This is a genomic window from Micromonospora psammae (assembly GCF_036902725.1).
Classification (GTDB): Bacteria; Actinomycetota; Actinomycetes; order Mycobacteriales; family Micromonosporaceae; genus Micromonospora.
Genome location: NZ_JBAKHM010000001.1, coordinates 630,796 through 648,476, shown reverse-complemented (window position 1 = coordinate 648,476; position 17,681 = coordinate 630,796). Strand labels below are relative to the sequence as shown.

The following is a 17,681-nucleotide window of genomic DNA, read 5'->3' as shown; positions in this document are numbered from 1 at the left end:
ATGTACCCCCCGACCGCGCGGACCACCGCCAGCCGCTCCCGCGACCGGATGAGCTACGACCGGGCCGCCGCCCACGCGGTGCTCGACGAGGCCCACCACTGCGTGCTCGGCTTCGTCTCCGACGGCGAGCCGCGGCTGCTGCCCACCCTGCACGTGCGCGTCGGCGACACCCTCTACCTGCACGGCTCCACCGGCAGCGGGCCGCTGCTCGCCGCCCGGGGCGCCGCCGGGCTGCCGGTCTGCGTCACCGTCACCCTGCTCGACGGGTTGGTCTACGGGCGCTCCCAGTTCCACCACAGCGCCAACTACCGGTCGGTGGTGGCGCACGGCACCGCCCACCTGGTCACCGACGACGGCGAGAAGCGCGAGATGCTCACCGCGCTGGTGGAGAAGGTCGGCGCCGGCCGCAGCACCGACAGCCGCCCGCCGAGCCGCCGCGAGCTGGCCGAGACCGCCGTGCTGGCGCTGCCGCTGCGCGAGGTGTCGGTGCGGTCCCGCACCGGCGGGGCGAGCGACGAGCCGGCCGATCTGGACCTGCCGTACTGGGCCGGGGTGGTGCCGCTGCGGCTGACCGCCGGGGCGCCCGAACCGGACGCCGGGGTGACCGCGCCGGTGCCGGCGTACCTGCGGCCGGCCGGCTCGCCGTGGCACGAGGCGGCGACCCTGCGGGGCGAGCACGTGCGGCTGGAGCCGCTGGACCTGGCCCACGCCGACGAGCTCTTCACCGCCACCGCCGAGCCCGAGGTCTGGGCCCACCTGGCCCAGCCGCTGCCCACCGACCCGGCCACCATGAGGGAGATCGTCGCCGGCGCGCTGGCCGCCGGGTACCGGGGTGAGCGGGTGGCCTGGGTACAGCGCTGCGCGCGCACGGGCGCGGTGGTCGGCAGCACCTCGTACTACGACATCGACCCCGAGCGCCGGGCGGTCGCCATCGGCCACACCTGGCTGGGCCGGCCCTGGTGGCGCAGCGGGATCAACACCGAGGCCAAGCTGCTGCTGCTCGCCCGCGCGTTCGACCAGCTCGGCGCGGTCCGGGTGGCCTGGCACACCGACATCCGCAACACCCGCTCGCAGGCGGCGATCGAGCGCCTGGGCGCCACCCGCGAGGGCGTGCTGCGGATGCACCGGCAGCGCCCGGACGGCTCCTGGCGGGACACCGTGCAGTACGCGATGACCGTCGACGAGTGGCCGAACGCACAGGTCAGCCTCCGGAAAAGGCTTCGCGCGGCCGCACCGGTGGGGTGAGGATGGCGGGCGTGCTGGGCATCACCGACATCTGGACGTACCTGCTGGGGACCGTGGCGATCATCCTGCTGCCCGGGCCCAACTCGCTCTTCGTGCTCTCCACCGCGGCGAAGCGGGGGGTGGGGGCCGGTTACCGGGCCGCCGGCGGGGTGTTCGTCGGCGACTCGGTGCTGATGATCCTCTCCGCCGCCGGGGTGGCGTCGCTGCTCCAGGCGTACCCGCCGCTCTTCCTGGTGATCAAGTACGCCGGCGCGGCGTACCTCGGATATGTCGGGCTGACGATGCTGCGCGGCGCCGGGCGGCGCTGGCGCGACCGCAACGACCCGGCGGCCCCGCGCCTGATCGACGCCGCGGAGCCGGCGGCGATGCGCAGCCCGTTCCGCAAGGCGCTGGTGATCAGCCTGCTCAACCCCAAGGCGATCCTCTTCTTCATCTCGTTCTTCATCCAGTTCGTCGACCCCGGCTACGCCTGGCCGGCGCTGTCGTTCCTGCTGCTCGGGGTGATCGCCCAGGTGACCAGCGCGCTCTACCTCACCGCGCTGATCTTCGCCGGCACGTTCCTCGCGGCGCAGTTCCGGCGCCGGCGGCGGCTCGCCGCGGGCGCCACCACCGGCATCGGGGTGCTCTTCCTCGGCTTCGGCCTGAAGCTCGCCACCGCCTCGGTGTAGCCGGCTCAGGTGCCGTCGCCGCCGCCCCCGCCGATGCCGCCGCCACCCGCGGTGCCGCCCAGGCCGTAACCGGGCGCGACCGGGTGGTCGGGCCGGCGGCTGACATGGGCCGACTCGGTGATGTTGGCCGACCAGTGGGCGTGGGCGGCGGCCGCCGCGTGCCGGTTGATCGCCTCCCGCAGCCAGCCGTCCACGATGGCGACCCAGTCCCGCTGGTCGTCACCGAGGTGCCAGATCCGGAACCGGCTGATGCTCTGGTGGGTGATGCCCGCCAGGGAGAGCCGCCGGTCCATCCAGAGGAGCACCTCCAGGCCCGCGGAGTTCGCCACGAAGATCAGCTCCAGCTCGGTGATCGGGCCGGCGTAGAGCGGCCCCACCCAGAAACCGAGCCGCTGGTGCAGCGGCAACACCTGCTCCACCCCGGGCAGCCGCCCGTGCACCAGGCCCGCCTGGCGCATCGTGAAACCGAGCGTGTCCAGCGCGGCGAGGATGTGCAGCTGGGTGGGGAGCGGGTGGACGAAGACCGGCACCATCGCGCCCTGGTCCAGATCCGGGTCGACGGAGACCTCGGTGCGCAGCCCGGTACGCAGGCTCAGCAGCGGCACCCCGCCGAAGATGGTCACCGGGGTCTCCCAGGGCAGCGGCACGGCGAAGTCGATTGCCCGCCGCCGTCCCGCCGGCACCACGAAACGGCCCGCCACCGGCACCTGGTGGTACTGCACCAGGCGGCGGGGCGCACCGGGATCCTCCGGTTCGGCCTGGGCGACCAGTCCGAGCCGGACGTGCCGCACCGGGACGTCCTCCGGCCCGGCGGTGAGCATCACCCGCCCCGGCAGGCGCAGCCCGGGACGGGTGCCCGCGTTGGTCAGGGTGGTGCTCACCGACAGCCCGGTCCACCCGGACTCCCGCGACACCCCGGTCAGCCGCACGCCCGCTCCCCCGTCTCCGGCCGGCACCGACCCGCGAGCTTTCCCGGTCCCCGGCCGGCCACGCCTCGCCCGGCCGTGCCGGTCTGATGCCACACGGTTCGCGGCGCGTCGCGCCTTCCGGACAGACGGAGGGCACGACACGCCGCAAACGGGGACGGGACTCGGCGGGGACCGGGCGGGACGGGACGTCAGCGCATGCGGCGGCCGCGCGGGACGGGGTCGGTCTCGTCGTCGAACTCGCCGATGACCTCCTCGAGCAGGTCCTCCAGCGCCACGAAACCGATCGGCCGGGTCGGGCCGCCACCGTTGCGGACCAGCGCCAGCTGGGCCTGGTCGGCGCGCATCGCGGCCACCGCCTCGGTGACCGAGGCGGTGGCCGGCAGCGTGAACGAGCGGGTCATCAGCTCACCGGCGGTCGCCGGGCGGCCAGTGGTGACGGCCCGGACCGCCTCCCGGACGTGCACCAGGCCGCACACCTCGCCGTTGCCGTCCACCACGGCCAGCCGGGACCGGCCGCTGTCCCGGCTGACCTGCTCGATCCGCTCGGCGGAATCGTCCCGGCGCACCGTGACGATGCGCTCGAACGGCTCCATCACGTCGGCGACCGTGGTGCCCTGCAACTCCAGCATGCTGGTCAGCAGCAGGTGCTGCTCCGCGCCGAGCAGGCCGTGCTCGCGGGACTGCTCCAGCAGGATGCGCAGCTCGTCCGGGCCGTGCACCTGGGCGAGCTGGTCCTGCTGCTGCACGCCGACCAGCCGCAGGACCGCGTTGGCCAGCGCGTTGAGCACCGAGAGCACCGGCCGGGAGACCCGGGCGAAGGCCCGGAACGGCAGGGCCAGCAGCGTCGCCGAGCGCTCCGCGTCGGTGATCGCCCACGACTTCGGAGCCATCTCGCCGACCACCAGGTGCAGGAAGGTCACCAGCCCCAGGGCGAAGACCAGCGCGATCGCGTGGCTGGCCGCGTCCGGCAGGCCCACCGCGTGCAGCAGCGGGCTGAGCAGGTGCTCGATCGCCGGCTCGGCCAGCGCGCCGAGCCCCAGCGTGCAGAGCGTGATGCCGAGCTGGGCGCCGGCCAGCATCAGCGACAGCTCCCGTACGCCGTCCAGCGCGGCCCGGGCAGCCCGGCTGCCACCGGCCGCCGCCTGCTCCAGGCGGTAGCGCTTGCTCGCCAGCAGGGCGAACTCGGCGGCGACGAAGAAGCCGTTCAGCACGAGGAGCAGCCCCGAGATCAGCAGCGCGACGGTCGGGCTCATGCCGCCCCCTCCCCGTCCCGCACCGCGCCGGCCATCCGCAGCCGCACCGAGTCGGCCACGTGCCGGTCCACCACCAGCACCTCGACCAGGGCCCTCGACTGCTCGTCCGATTCCTCACCGTCGACGGCGAGCCGGATCTCCAGCCGGTCACCGACCTCGGGCACCCGACCCAGCTCCCGCATGACCAGCCCGGAGAGCGTGTCGTACTCGGGGGCCTCGGGCAGGGCGATGCCGGTGCTGTCGGCGACCTCGTCGATCCGCCACCGGGCCGGCACCACCCAGGAGCCGTCCGCCTGGCGGGCCGGGGCGCGATCCGGCGGGTCGTCCTCGTCCCGGATCGGGCCGACCAGCTCCTCGGCGATGTCCTCCAGGGTGATCACCCCGGCGAACCCGCCGTACTCGTCGACCACGCAGGCCAGCTGCCGGTGCCCGGAGCGCAGCCGGTCCAGCACCGTAGGCAGCGGCAGCGTCTCCGGCACCAGCAACGGGGGTACGGCCACCGCGCTGACCGGGGTGCTGCGGCGCCGCTCCGGCGGCACGCCGAGCACGTCGGCGATGCCGACCACGCCGACCAGGTCGTCGACGCCCTCGGACCCGCGGACCGGGAACCGGGAGTGACCCGTGTCGAGCAGCTCGACGATCCGGCTGACCGGCTCGTGCGCCCGTACGGTGTGCACGTCGACCCGGGGGACCATGGCCTCCCCGGCGGTCAGCTCCCGGAAGTCGAGCCCCCGGTCCAGCAGGTCGGACATCTCGGCGTCGAGGCGCCCCTCCTCGCGGGACTCGGCGATGATCTGCTCCAGGTCCTCGGGGGTGGCGCCACTGGGGAGCTCCTCGATCGGCTCGATGCCGATCCGGCGCAGCAGCCGGACGGCGGCCCGGTCGAAGAGCGTGATCAGCGGTCCGGCGACCTTCAGGTAGATCAGGGTGGAGCGGCTCAGCGCCCGGGCGAGCGGCTCGGCGCGGGCGATGGCCAGGTTCTTCGGGGCCAGCTCGCCGAGGACCATCTGCACCACGGTGGCGATGACCAGGGCGAGCGCCACCGACAGTGGCAGGCTGACCGCGCTGGAGACGCCCGCGCCGCCGAGCAGCTCGGCCAGCCCGGCGCCGAGGTACGGCTCGGCGACGTAACCGACCAGCAGGGCGGTCACGGTGATGCCGAGCTGGGCGCCGGAGAGCATGAAGGAGAGCCGCCCGGTGACCTCCAGGGCCCGGGCGGCCTTCTGGTCGCCCGCGTCGGCCTGTTGCTTGAGCTTGCCGCGGTCCACGGCGACGTAACCGAACTCCTGGGCCACGAAGTACCCGGTGGCGGCGGTGAGAACGATGATGAGAAGAAGGCCGACAACGATCAACACGGGTCGCTCAGGGCTCCCGGGGACGTCGGGCCGAGGGGATGCCGGGCACGACCCGGCTGGCTACTGCTGCCCTCCTGGGCAGAGGAGTCGATCATGCGGCAATTCTATCCGCGGCGGCTGTACGTCCGCTGGAGGTGTGCGGAAGGACGCTGCTCACCGGTCGGCCAGTTCGTCGGTGTCGAGCAGGCTGCGGTCGACCCGGCCGGAGCGGTACGCGGCCCGGCCGATCATCTGCGCGGCCACCGGGGCGGTGACGAGTTGGAAGATGCCCACCAGCGCGATCATCCCGAGGTCGGCCGGGGTACGCAGCCGCAGCGCCAGCCCCAGCAGCAGGAGCAGCACCCCGAGCACCTGCGGTTTGGTCGCCGCGTGCATCCGGTCCAGCACGTCCGGGAAGCGCAGCACCCCGATCCCGGCGGCGAGGCTGAGCAGCGCGCCCCCGACCAGCGCGAAGCCGCCCAGCCAGTCGGCGACCGTGCCCGCGTTCACGACTCCGCCCGGGCGGCGAACCGGACCAGGGCGACGGAACCGACGAAACCGAGCAGGGATAGGACCACCAGCACCGGCAGGGTGGTGGCGTGCCGGGTCACCGCGGCCTCCGCCCCCACCGCGCCGAGCATGGTGGCGAGCAGCAGGTCGGCGGCGATCACCCGGTCCAGCAGCGAGGGGCCGCGGTAGATCCGGGCCAGGGCGAGCAGTGCGGTGGTCGAGAGCAGCACGGTCAGCACGACGGCGAGGACGGTGGTCACGGTGCCTCCTGGTTACGGGGGTCGGTGGTGAGCAGGCGCAGTTCGTCGGCGCTGCCGATGGTCCGGACGACCCGCTCCTCGACGGCGAGGACCCGGTCCCGGCCGACGGTCAGGTCCGCCGGCCCGCGCACGTCCAGCACGTGCACGTACAGGACGCCGGCGTCCCGGTCGGTCTCCAGGATCAGGGTGCCCGGGACCAGCGAGAGCAGTTCGGCGGTGAGCGCCAGGTTGAGGTCGGTGCGGACCCGCAGCCGCACCGCGACGATCGCGCTGCGGGGGCGGTAGCCGGGGCGTACCGCGATGGCGGCGACGCGCACGCTGGCGCTGACCAGTTCGGCGACGAAGGTCACCGCGAGCACCAGCAGGGCTCGGGGGCGGACCCGCCCGCCGAAGGAGATCGGCGGCAGCGGGAAGAACAGCAGCACCGCCACGCCGATCAGCACCCCGCCGAGCAGGTTGCCCCAGGAGAAGTCGCCCCAGAGCAGGTTCCAGACTCCGACCAGCCAGCCCAGCGCGATCAACTGGTCCCGTCGTCGCCCGGCCCGCCGCAGCCCGGAAGCACCGCCCGCGGCCGGATCGGGGGCGGTCACGGCGTACCGCCGGGGAGGACGGCCCGGACGTACGGGGTGCGCTGGCGCAGGTCGGCGGCGGCGTCGGCGGTGACCTCGAAGAGCGGGCCGGCGGCGGCGGTGAGCAGCAGTCCCAGCACGACCAGGGCGGTGGTGGCGCCGACCATCAGGGTGGGCAGCCGCACCGGCGGTTCGGCGGTGGCCAGTTGCGGCGCCCGCCAGAAGGCGATGTTCCACACCCGGGACGCGGCGTAGAGGGTGAGCAGGCTGGTCACGGTCCCGGCGACGACGAGCACCCAGGGCAGCGGACCGCCGGTCGCCACGCCGGCCTGGAGGAGGCCGAGCTTGCCCAGGAAACCGGAGAAGGGCGGAATGCCGGCGAGGTTCATCGCCGGGACGAAGAAGAGCACGGCCAGCAGCGGGGCGACCCGGGCCAGGCCGCCGATCCGGCGCAGGTCGGTGCTGCCGGCCCGCTCCTCCACCAGCCCGGCCACCAGGAAGAGGGTGGTCTGGATGGTGATGTGGTGAACCACGTAGAAGATCGCGCCGGAGAGCGCGGCGGCGGTGCTCAGCGCCACCCCGAAGATCATGTAGCCGATGTGGCTGACCAGGGTGAAGGAGAAGAGCCGCTTCATGTCCGACTGCGCCACCGCGCCCAGCACGCCGATCACCATGGTCAGTCCGGCCACCACCATCAGCAGGTGGGCGACCCGCCCGCCGGGGAAGAGCAGCGTCTCGGTCCGGATGATCGCGTACACGCCGACCTTGGTCAGCAGCCCGGCGAAGACCGCGGTCACCGGGGCCGGCGCCGTGGGGTAGCTGTCCGGCAGCCAGGCGGAGAGCGGGAAGACCGCCGCCTTGATGCCGAAGGCGAGCAGCAGCATGAGCTGCAACCCGAGGCGTACGCCGGCCGGCAGGGCGTCGAGCCGCGCGGCGAGCTGGGCCAGGTTGAGGGTGCCGGTGGCCGCGTACACCAGCCCCACCGCGGCCAGGAAGATCATCGAGGAGAGGAGGCTGACCACCACGTACGTGGACCCGGTGCGGATCCGGCCCTCGGAGCCGCCGAGGGTGATCAGCACGAAGCTCGCCGCCAGCAGGATCTCGAAGCCGACGAAGAGGTTGAACAGGTCACCGGCGAGGAAGGCGTTGGTGATGCCGGCGGTCAGCACCAGGTAGGTGGGGTGGTAGATGCTCACCGGGGCCGACTCGGTGGTCTCCCCGCGGCCCTGCCCGATCGAGTAGAACAGCACGCAGAGCGTCACCGCCGAGGAGACCACCAGCATCAGCGCCGCCAACTGGTCGGCGACCAGCACGATCCCCACCGGCGCGGGCCACCCGCCCACCTGCACCACCACCGGCCCGTGCCGGTACGCCTCGACCAGCAGCAGCACCGCGACGACCAGGTTGGTGGCGAGCCCGACCACGCTGATCGTCCGCTGCACCCGGGGCGAGCGGGCCAGGATCAGCGTCAACGCGGCGCCGAGCAGCGGCACCACCACGGGCAGCGCGAGGAGCTGGGTCACTGCCCGCCGCCCGACCGCCGCAACCGGCGGCGCGCCGGCCCCGGGTCCACCTGCTCCGGGTCGTCGCCCGGCCCCTCGCCACCGAGGTCCGCGGTGGGCACCTCGTTCTCCTCGGCGAGCTGCACGATCTTCCGGTCCTCCAGGTCGTCCTGCACCTCGTCGTCGCCGGTGAGGTACCAGCTGCGGTACGCCACGGCGGCGACGAAGGCGGTGAACCCGAAGGTGATCACGATGGCGGTGAGCACCATCGCCTGCGGCAGAGGATCGCTGAACTCCCCGGCCGGTCCGGTGCCCACCACCGGCGCGCCGCCGGACCGGCCGGCGAGCAGGATGAGCAGGTTCACCCCGTTGCCGAGCAGGATGACGCCGAGCAGGATCCGGGTGAGGCTGCGCTCCAGCAGCAGCGTCGCCCCGGTCGCGGCGAGCACCCCGACGCCGATCACCAGCACCAGGGTGAGGCCGGCCCCGCTCTCCCTCACGGCCGATCCCCCTCCAGGTCGACGACGAGTCCCCGCTCGGACTTCCCGGACGCCTCGATGTGCCGGTCCACCTGGGCGCCGAGGCTGCGCAGGATGTCCAGCACCAGCCCGACCACGACCAGGTAGACGCCGAGGTCGAAGAAGAGCGAGGTCACCAGGTACGGCCCGCCGAGCCCGGGCAGCGGCAGGTCGACCTTCGCGCTCTCCAGCACCGTCTCGCCGGCCAGCAGGGCCACCACTCCGGTGCCGACGGAGATGGCCAGCCCGGCGCCGAGGATGGTGCCGGCGCCGACCGGGGCGGCCTCGGCCAGCTCGTACCGGCCGCCGGCGAGGTAGCGCACGGCCAGCGCGAGGCTCGCGACCAGGCCGCCGGCGAAGCCCCCACCGGGGGCGTTGTGGCCGGAGAAGAGCAGGAAGAGCGAGAAGACCACGACGGTGTGGAAGATCAGCCGGGTGACCACCTCGAAGACGATCGACCGGCGCCGCTCGTTCAGGGTCGGCCCGCCACGCAGCCAGACCGACCGGGTGTCGCGCCGCGGCGCGGCCGGCTCCGCCCGGCGCGGGCGGGGACCGGTCCGCGATCGTTCGAAGATCAGACTGGCCACGCCGGTGGCGGCCACGACCAGCACGGCGATCTCGCCCATCGTGTCCCAGGCCCGGATGTCCACCAGGATCACGTTGACCACGTTGCGGCCGTACCCCTCGACGACCGCGAGCTCCGGGAGGGTCGCGGAGATCGGCGTGGCGGTGCGGGACGCCGCGGCGACCAGGGCGAAGCCGGCCAGGACCACCCCCACGCCGAGGCCGATCGCCCGGCGCAGCCACCGGCTGCGCCGCAGCGGCCGGGCGGAGAAGCGCTCCGGCAGCCGGCGCAGCACCAGCACGAACACCACGATGGTCGCGGTCTCCACCAGGAACTGGGTCAGCGCCAGGTCGGGCGCGCCGTGCAGCACGAAGAGCATCGCGGTGCCGTAGCCGGTCACCCCGACCAGCAGCATCGCGGTCAGCCGTCGGCGGGCGCGGACGGCGAGCAGCGCCGCGACGGCGATGACCACCCCGACCACCAGTTGCAGCGGGGAGTCCCAGAGGGCGATCCGGTGCTGCCAGGGACGGGTGGTCAGCAGCGCGAACCCGGGCACCAGCACCAGCGCGACCAGCACCGTGCCCAGGTACTGCGGCAGGGAACCGCGCTGGGTCGCACCGGTGACCTCGATCGCCAGCCGGTCGAAGTGTCGGGTCACCCACTCGTACCCCTGGTTGCCGCCGACCGGGGAGCGCAGCCGCAGCAGCGCCGGGGTGAGCGGACCGCGTACCGCGTGCAGCCCCACGCCGCCGGCCACCGCCAGGGCCGACAACCCGAGGGCGGGGGTGAGGCCGTGCCAGAGCGCGAGGTGTTCGTGCGGCGCCCCGAAGAGCTCCGCGTACGGGCGCAGCAGGCCGTCCAGCGCGCCAGCGGCGGGGCCGGCGATCAGGCCGGCCACGGCGAGCAGGGCCGGCGGCGCCAGCATCGCCGCCGGGGCCGGCGCGATCTCGGTCGGCGCCACGTCCGGCCGGCTGGCGAAGGCTCCCCAGAGGAACCGGATGCTGTACGCGACGGTGAGCGCCGTGCCGGCGAGCACCCCGGTCAGCACCACCGGCTGCTCGGCCAGCGCGGCGAAGACCGCCTCCTTGGCGACGAAGCCGAGCAGCGGCGGCACGCCGGCCATGGAGAGCGCGGCGAGCGTGGCGATCCCCGCCAGCACCGGCGCCCGTCGGCCGAGGCGGCACAGCTCGCGCAGGTCGCGGGTGCCGACCTCGTGGTCGATGATCCCGACGACGAGGAAGAGCGCCGCCTTGAACAGGGCGTGGGCGAGCAGCATCGCCACCCCGGCGAGCGCGGCGTCGGCGGTGCCCGCGCCGACCACCACCGCGAGCAGGCCGAGCTGGCTGACCGTCCCGTACGCCAGCAGCAGCTTCAGGTCGCACTGCCGCAGCGCCGCCCAGCCGCCGGCGATCATCGTGACCAGGCCGAGGGTGAGCACCACCGGGCGCCACGGGCCGACGTCGGCGAGCGCCGGCCCGAGCAGCCCGAGGAGGTAGATCCCCGCCTTCACCATCGCCGCGGCGTGCAGGTAGGCGCTGACCGGGGTGGGCGCGGCCATCGCCACCGGCAGCCAGGCGTTGAACGGGACGATCGCCGACTTGGCCAGCGCGCCGGCCAGGATCAGCAGTACGGCGACGACCAGGGCGCCCCCGCCGGGCAGCGGCCCGGCGGCGATCTCCGACCAGCGGTAGGTGCCGGCGTGCTCGCCGAGGATGAGGAAGCCCAGCAGCATGCACAGGCCGCCCAGCGTGGTGACGGTCAGCGCCTGCGCGGCGGCCCACCGGCTGGACCGGCGTTCCGTGCTGTGCCCGATCAGCAGGTAGGAGCAGACCGTGGTCAGTTCCCAGAAGACGTAGAGCAGCAGCAGGTCGTCGGCGAGGACGAGACCGAGCATGGCCCCGGCGAAGGCGACCAGCACCGCCACGAACCGGGGCAGGCCGGCGAAGTCGCGGGAGAAGTACCGGCCGCAGTAGACCAGCACCAGCGCGCCGACGCCGCCGACCAGCAGGGTCATCAGCCAGGACAGCGTCGTCATCCGCAGCGCCACGTCGAGGTCCAGCTGGCCGATCCAGGAGTACGTCTCGACGACCGCGCCGCCGTCGCGGACGCTCGGGGTACGGACCAGCGCCCAGCCGCACCCGGCGGCCGGGACCAGCGCGAGCGGGTAGCAGGCGCGCGGACCCCACCGCCGGACCAGCAGCGGCGCGACGAGCGCCGCCACCAGGTGGAGGAGCAGCAGTACGAGCACGCGTCCTCTCCCGGTCGAGCTGGCGGCGTGCACCGGGGGAATTTGTCCCGGTCAGCACCGATCAGACGTCAGATCACCCGCCGACGGGCGGTTTTGCGGAAATCGCCGTCGGCCGGACCCGCGGTGCCGTCGTTGGACGCTCAAGACCTGATGTCGCGGACGGCTCAGCCCGTCGGGTCGGCCCCACCCGCGGTGCCGTGCTGACGCTTTAGAGCTGATGTCGTGAACGACTCAGCCCGTCCACCGGACCCCCGATGCCCGTGTTCACGCTTTCGAGCTGATGTCGTAGACGAATCAGGGTCCCGGGAGAGGCTCAGGATCCCGGGGCCGGCAGCCGTCGTCGAACAGCAGCCTCAGCCTCCGACAGTGGCTGGCGAGAGCGAGCGGCGTCAGCGCAGCGCGGCGTCGCCGGCGGAGACCGCGGTCTCGCGGGCCGGACGGTCCCGCCGGGTCTCGACCAGCAGCTCCGGGCGACCGAGCTGGCGGACGACCTTGTTGACCACGCGCTGGGCGGCGGCCAGGGACCGCACGGAGAGCAGGTTGCCCCGGCTCTCCCGGCGCAGCACGAAGTAGTGCACCGCCGCGCGCACCTGACCCCGGTCGGCGGCGCTGGCCTGGGCGGTGGAGATGACCAGCTCACGCAGGGAGCGGGCAAGCCCCTCGGCGAGCTCCAGCTCGGGGCCGCGCAGACTGCCCCGCAGCGCGGTGAGATGACTGTCGACCTTACGGATGAGCACGTCGGTGCCGGGCGCGAAGCCATGCTCCTCGACGGTCATCCGATCCCCCCACCCGACGTTGCGTTGCGGGTGAAGTTACTTTATGTTGCAGGGCACAAGCAAGCAGTTAAGTAAGACTTAACACGTCAAGTGCCTCTTACGCCACGTAAGGCTCGCAGCCGGACAGACCAGGCCACGGCCGCGACCGGATGTCGTACCGGCGAGGCAGGATGGGAGGCGTGGCGAGACACCAGGACGGGGCGGACGCGGCGCCGGTGATGGCCGGCTTCGGCGTGGCGACCCGGGAGTGGTTCACCGCCGCCTTCGAGGCGCCCACCGCGGCCCAGACCGGCGCGTGGCGGTCCGTGGCCGCCGGGCGCAACGCCCTCGTCGTGGCGCCGACCGGCTCGGGCAAGACGCTCGCCGCGTTCCTCTGGTCGCTCGACCGGCTGGCCAAGGAGCCGCCGCCCGCCGAGGCCCGGCGACGCTGCCGGGTGCTCTACGTCAGCCCGCTCAAGGCCCTGGCGGTGGACGTGGAGCGCAACCTGCGCACTCCCCTCACCGGCATCCGGCAGGCCGCCACCCGGCTCGGCGTCACCCCGCCGGAGATCACCGTGGGGATGCGCACCGGCGACACCCCCGCCGACGAGCGACGCGCCTTCGCCCGCACCCCGCCGGACATCCTCATCACCACCCCGGAGTCGCTGTTCCTGCTGCTCACCTCGGCCGCGCGGGACTCGCTGCGGGGCGTCGAGACGGTAATCGTCGACGAGGTGCACGCGGTCGCCGGGACGAAGCGCGGCGCCCACCTGGCGCTCTCCCTGGAGCGCCTCGACGAGCTGCTGGAACGGCCCGCCCAGCGGATCGGGCTCTCCGCGACGGTGCGACCGATCGACGCCTGCGCGCGGTTCCTGGGCGGCGCCCGCCCGGTCGACGTGGTGCAGCCGGCGACCCCCAAGACCATCGAGGTGACCGTCCAGGTCCCGGTGGAGGACATGACCCGCCTGGACGAGCAGGAGCAGCCGGAGGACGACCTCGGCGGCCCCGGTCCGCGCCGGGCGTCGATCTGGCCGGCGGTGGAGGAGCGGGTCCTCTCGCTGATCCGGTCGCACCGCTCGACCATCGTCTTCACCAACTCCCGGCGCAGCGCCGAACGGCTCTGCGCCCGCCTCAACGAGCTGGCCGCCGAGGAGCTGGCGGGCGCCGGCGGCCCGGGCGGTGGACGCCCGGCAATCGGCGGGGACCGCCACGGCGTACCCGGCGGTTCGCCCTGGGACGACGGCCCGCCGCCCGGCGACGCGGCGGACGGCGACGGTCCCACGGCCGGTGACGGCGTGGCGACCGGCGGCGCGTCAGACGGCGGCGGCGCGGCGGACGGCCGCCCGGCGGGCGGTGGCGCGGCGGACGGCGGCGGAACCGCGGCCGGGGACGGCGGGGCGACGCGGCGAGCGCAGGGATGGGGTGGTCCGGTCGGTCCGGTGCGGGCGGGACGGCCGCCCGCCGAGGTGATGGCGCAGTCCGGGGCGGCGACCGGGGCGCCGACGGTGATCGCCCGCGCCCACCACGGCAGCGTGTCCCGGGAGGAGCGCAAGCACATCGAGGAGGCGCTCAAGTCCGGGCAGCTCCCCGCCGTGGTGGCCACCTCCAGCCTGGAACTGGGCATCGACATGGGCGCGGTCGACCTGGTCGTGCAGATCGAGGCCCCGCCCAGCGTCGCCGCCGGCCTGCAACGGGTCGGCCGGGCCGGGCACCAGGTCGGCGCGGTCTCCCGGGGCGTGGTCTTCCCCAAGCACCGGGGCGACCTGCTCTCCTGCACGGTGGTGGCCGAGCGGATGGCCGAGGGCGCCATCGAGGAGCTGCACTACCCGCGCAACCCCCTCGACGTGCTGGCCCAACAGGTCGTCGCCATGGTCGCCCTGGAGCCGTGGCGGGTCGGCGACCTCGCCGTGCTGGTCCGCCGGGCCGCGCCCTTCGCCGAGCTGCCCGACTCCGCGCTGCACGCGGTGCTCGACATGCTCTCCGGCCGCTACCCGTCCACCGCCTTCGCCGAGCTGCGCCCCCGGCTGGTGTGGGACCGCGCCGCCGACGTGCTCACCGGTCGCCCCGGCACCCAGCGGCTCGCGGTGACCAGCGGCGGCACCATCCCCGACCGGGGGCTCTTCGGGGTCTTCCTGGCCGGGGCGGAACGCGCCGCCCGGGTCGGCGAGCTCGACGAGGAGATGGTCTACGAGTCCCGGGTGGGGGACGTCTTCCTGCTCGGCTCCTCCTCCTGGCGGATCGAGGAGATCACCCCGGACCGCGTGCTGGTCTCCCCCGCTCCCGGTCAGGCCGCCCGGATGCCGTTCTGGAAGGGCGACCAGCTGGGCCGCCCGGTCGAGCTGGGTCGGGCCATCGGCGCCCGGGTCCGCGCCCTGCTCCGGCAGGACGACGAGGCGGCGGTCGCCGCGCTGCGCGCTGGCGGGCTGGACGACTGGGCCGCCGGCAACCTGCTGGCCTACCTGCGCGAGCAGAAGGCCGCGACCCGCTCCCTGCCCGACGACCGGACGGTGGTGGTCGAGCGGTTCCGCGACGAGCTGGGCGACTGGCGGCTCGCCGTGCACAGCGTCCTCGGCGCCCGGGTCAACGGGCCGTGGGCGCTCGCCATCGGGCGGCGGCTGGCCGAACGGTACGGGGTGGACGCCCAGGTGATGCCCGCGGACGACGGGATCGTGGTGCGCCTGCCGGACACCGCCGAGGAGCCGCCCGGCGCCGACGTGGTGGTCTTCGAACCCGACGAGATCGCCCAGCTCGTCGAGGAGTCCGTCGGCACCTCCGCGCTCTTCGCCTCCCGGTTCCGGGAATGCGCCGCCCGGTCGTTGCTGCTGCCCCGCCGGGACCCGCGCCGCCGGCAGCCGCTCTGGCAGCAGCGCCAGCGGGCCGCCCAGCTGCTCGACGTCGCCCGCGAGTACGCCGACTTCCCGGTCACCCTGGAGGCCGCCCGGGAATGCCTTCAGGACGTCTTCGACCAGCCGGCCCTCGCCGAGCTGATGCGCGACCTGGGCAGCCGGAAGGTGCGCCTGGTCGAGGTGGAGACCGAACGCCCGTCGCCGTTCGCCCGCTCACTGCTCTTCGGGTACGTCGGCGCCTTCCTCTACGAGGGCGACGCGCCGCTGGCCGAACGCCGGGCCGCCGCCCTCGCCCTCGACTCGGCCCTCCTCGGCGAGCTGCTCGGCCGGGTCGACCTGCGGGAGCTGCTCGACCCGGCGGTGCTCGTCGAGACCGAGCGGCAGCTGCGCTGGCGCACCGAGCAGCGTCGTCCCCGCGACGCGGAGGACGTGGTCGAGCTGCTCCGGGTGGTGGGCGACCTCTCCGAGGCGGAGCTGGCCGAACGCGGCGCGCCGGTGGCCTGGCTGGCCGAGCTGGAGGCGGCCCGCCGGGTGCTGCGGGTCCGCATCGCCGGGCAGGAACGCTGGATCGGCGTGGAGGACGCCGCCCGGCTGCGGGACGCCCTCGGCGTGGCGCTGCCCGTCGGGGTCGCCGAGGCGTACCTGGCGCCGGTGGCCGACCCGCTCGGCGACCTGGTGGCCCGGTACGCCCGCACCCACGGCCCGTTCGCGGCGGCGACCTGCGCCGCCCGGTTCGGGCTCGGGGTGTTCGTGGTGGAGCAGGCGCTACGGCGGCTCGCCGCCACCGGGCGGGTGGTCTCCGGCGAGTTCGCCCCGGACACCGTCGGCACCCAGTGGTGCGACGCGGAGGTGCTGCGGCTGCTGCGCCGGCGCAGCCTGGCCGCGTTGCGCCGGGAGATCGAGCCGGTTCCGCCGAAGGCGCTCGCCGCGTTCCTGCCGCGCTGGCAGCAGGTCGGGTCGTCGGCGCGGGGCGTGGAGGCGCTCGCCGCCACGCTCGAACAGCTGCAGGGGGCGGCGGTCCCGGCCTCCGCGCTGGAGCGGCTGGTGCTGCCCGCCCGGGTCGCCGACTACTCCCCCGCCCAGCTCGACGAGCTCTGCGCCAGCGGCGAGGTGCTCTGGGCGGGTTCCGGCGCGATCTCCGGCGGCGACGGCTGGGTGACGCTCGCGTACGCGGACGTCGCGCCGCTGCTGCTGCCCCCGCCGGACGAGGCACTCACCCTCACCCCGCTGCACTCCTCGGTGCTCGACGCGCTCGCCGAGGGGCAGGCGCTCTTCTTCCGCTCGCTCTCCGACCGGATCGGCTCGACCGACGACACGGCGCTGACCGCGGCCCTGTGGGACCTGGTCTGGGCCGGCCACCTCACCAACGACACGCTCGCCCCACTGCGGGCGGTGCTCGGCGGAGGTGGGGCGCACCGGTCCCGGCCGACCGCGCCGCGCACCCGCTACCGCCGACCGGGCCGGGTGGCGCTGCCCACCCGGGGTGGCCCGCCCACCGTCGCCGGCCGCTGGTCCCGGCTGCCGGAACGCGACATGGACCCGACCCGGCGGGCCGCCGCCCTGGCCGACCTGCTGCTGGAACGGCACGGGGTGGTCACCCGGGGCGCGGTGATGGCCGAGCAGGTGGTCGGCGGCTTCGCCGCGGTCTACCCGGTGCTCTCCGCGCTGGAGGAGCGCGGCGCGGCCCGGCGCGGCTACTTCGTCGAGGGGCTGGGGGCGGCCCAGTTCGCGGTGCCCGGCGCGGTCGACCGGATCCGGGCGCTGGCCGACCCGGCCGACGGGGCGCGGGGCCGGGCGGCCGGGCCGACGCTGGTGCTCGCCGCCACCGACCCGGCCAACCCGTACGGCGCGGCGCTGCCCTGGCCCGAGCGGTTCGTCGACTCCGGGGACGGCGCCGCCCCGGCGACCGGGCACCGGGCCGGACGCAAGGCCGGGGCGCTGGTCGTGCTGGTCGGCGGGGACCTGGTGCTCTACGTCGAGCGGGGCGGACGGACCATCCTCTCCTTCACCGACGACGCCGAGGCGCTCGCCGGGGCCGGCAAGGCGCTGGCCGACGCGGTCCACTCCGGCGCACTGGGGGCGATATCGGTGGAGCGGGCCGACGGTGAGGCGGTGCACTCCTCGCCGCTGCGCGACGCGCTGACCGCCGCCGGTTTCCGGGCCACCCCGCGCGGCCTGCGGCTACGCGGCTGACCCCGCCCCGCCGCCGACCCCCGACCCCCGACCCCGCCACCGTCGGAGCTGCCGGCGTCGCGGCGCCGTGTTCATCGGCGCGGGCATGGGGGCGTAGGTGCGCCCTTGCGCTCCTCGTCGATGGCCCGCACGTCCCGCCGACCGTCGCCGTCAGCGCCGCCCGGTCCGCTGGCCGTTGTCGGCAGCAGGGCGAAGGCGAGTTGGGCGTGATACCTCACAGTCATCAAAATGCCTCTGCGGTATCACGCCCAAAAAGAAATCTCGCTGGCCGCCGGCATGCCGGCCC

12 protein-coding genes and 2 pseudogenes are annotated in these 17,681 nt (G+C 74.7%); 4 read left to right on the top strand and 10 right to left on the bottom strand.

The features are described from left to right. Entirely contained in the window at positions 1-1,245 is a 1,245-nt protein-coding gene (locus V6U79_RS03005) for a bifunctional pyridoxamine 5'-phosphate oxidase family protein/GNAT family N-acetyltransferase (RefSeq protein ID WP_334527704.1), read from the top strand. A 2-nt stretch (positions 1,246-1,247) separates the two neighbouring features. Beyond that, the gene (leuE, locus tag V6U79_RS03000) at positions 1,248-1,913 is read left to right on the top strand and encodes a leucine efflux protein LeuE (protein ID WP_334527707.1); all 666 of its coding nucleotides are present in this window, start codon (positions 1,248-1,250) and stop codon (positions 1,911-1,913) included. Positions 1,914-1,918: 5 nt separating this feature from the next. Here the strand turns inward: leuE and V6U79_RS02995 are convergent, their stop codons facing one another. The 10 genes from V6U79_RS02995 to V6U79_RS02950 form a co-directional block, all read right to left on the bottom strand. After that, entirely contained in the window at positions 1,919-2,842 is a 924-nt protein-coding gene (locus V6U79_RS02995) for a sporulation protein (protein ID WP_334527710.1), read from the bottom strand. Positions 2,843-3,030: 188 nt separating this feature from the next. Continuing rightward, complete coding sequence (locus tag V6U79_RS02990; protein WP_334527713.1) at positions 3,031-4,095, bottom strand: hemolysin family protein; 1,065 nt, start codon at positions 4,093-4,095, stop codon at positions 3,031-3,033. Then, positions 4,092-5,450, bottom strand: coding sequence for a hemolysin family protein (locus V6U79_RS02985; RefSeq protein ID WP_334527715.1), 1,359 nt, complete (start codon positions 5,448-5,450; stop codon positions 4,092-4,094). Before V6U79_RS02985 ends, V6U79_RS02990 begins: the two co-directional genes overlap by 4 nt. 153 nt (positions 5,451-5,603) lie before the next feature. Then, positions 5,604-5,939 (bottom strand): monovalent cation/H(+) antiporter subunit G, encoded by a 336-nt coding sequence (mnhG, locus tag V6U79_RS02980; RefSeq protein ID WP_334613362.1) that lies wholly within the window; start codon positions 5,937-5,939, stop codon positions 5,604-5,606. Next, positions 5,936-6,199: an MrpF/PhaF family protein gene (locus V6U79_RS02975; RefSeq protein ID WP_334527720.1), complete on the bottom strand. Its 264-nt coding sequence runs from the start codon at positions 6,197-6,199 to the stop codon at positions 5,936-5,938. The genes mnhG and V6U79_RS02975 overlap by 4 nt, the downstream gene beginning before the upstream one ends. After that, on the bottom strand, positions 6,196-6,789 hold the full coding sequence (locus tag V6U79_RS02970) for a Na+/H+ antiporter subunit E (protein WP_334613361.1): 594 nt from the start codon (positions 6,787-6,789) through the stop codon (positions 6,196-6,198). Before V6U79_RS02970 ends, V6U79_RS02975 begins: the two co-directional genes overlap by 4 nt. Then, the gene (locus V6U79_RS02965) at positions 6,786-8,291 is read right to left on the bottom strand and encodes a Na+/H+ antiporter subunit D (protein WP_334527726.1); all 1,506 of its coding nucleotides are present in this window, start codon (positions 8,289-8,291) and stop codon (positions 6,786-6,788) included. The genes V6U79_RS02970 and V6U79_RS02965 overlap by 4 nt, the downstream gene beginning before the upstream one ends. Next, on the bottom strand, positions 8,288-8,770 hold the full coding sequence (locus V6U79_RS02960; protein ID WP_334527729.1) for a Na(+)/H(+) antiporter subunit C: 483 nt from the start codon (positions 8,768-8,770) through the stop codon (positions 8,288-8,290). Before V6U79_RS02960 ends, V6U79_RS02965 begins: the two co-directional genes overlap by 4 nt. Next, positions 8,767-11,601: a Na+/H+ antiporter subunit A gene (locus tag V6U79_RS02955; RefSeq protein WP_334613360.1), complete on the bottom strand. Its 2,835-nt coding sequence runs from the start codon at positions 11,599-11,601 to the stop codon at positions 8,767-8,769. Before V6U79_RS02955 ends, V6U79_RS02960 begins: the two co-directional genes overlap by 4 nt. A gap of 389 nt (positions 11,602-11,990) precedes the next feature. Then, positions 11,991-12,377: a hypothetical protein gene (locus V6U79_RS02950; RefSeq protein WP_334527734.1), complete on the bottom strand. Its 387-nt coding sequence runs from the start codon at positions 12,375-12,377 to the stop codon at positions 11,991-11,993. Positions 12,378-12,547: 170 nt separating this feature from the next. On the opposite strand from V6U79_RS02950, the pseudogene V6U79_RS02945 reads away from it, so the two are divergent. After that, positions 12,548-13,558, top strand: a pseudogene (locus tag V6U79_RS02945) (DEAD/DEAH box helicase); the annotation flags it as partial. 213 nt (positions 13,559-13,771) lie between these two features. Next, positions 13,772-17,395 (top strand): annotated as a pseudogene (locus V6U79_RS02940) (Lhr family helicase); the annotation flags it as partial. Positions 17,396-17,681 lie beyond the last annotated feature (286 nt).

Excerpts from the sequence above, each read along its gene's own strand:
- V6U79_RS02990 (WP_334527713.1), bottom strand. The coding sequence starts at position 4,095 with ATGAGCCCGACCGTCGCGCTGCTGATCTCGGGGCTGCTCCTCGTGCTG.
- V6U79_RS02950 (WP_334527734.1), bottom strand. The coding sequence starts at position 12,377 with ATGACCGTCGAGGAGCATGGCTTCGCGCCCGGCACCGACGTGCTCATC.
- V6U79_RS03005 (WP_334527704.1), top strand. The coding sequence starts at position 1 with ATGTACCCCCCGACCGCGCGGACCACCGCCAGCCGCTCCCGCGACCGG.
- leuE (WP_334527707.1), top strand. The coding sequence starts at position 1,248 with ATGGCGGGCGTGCTGGGCATCACCGACATCTGGACGTACCTGCTGGGG.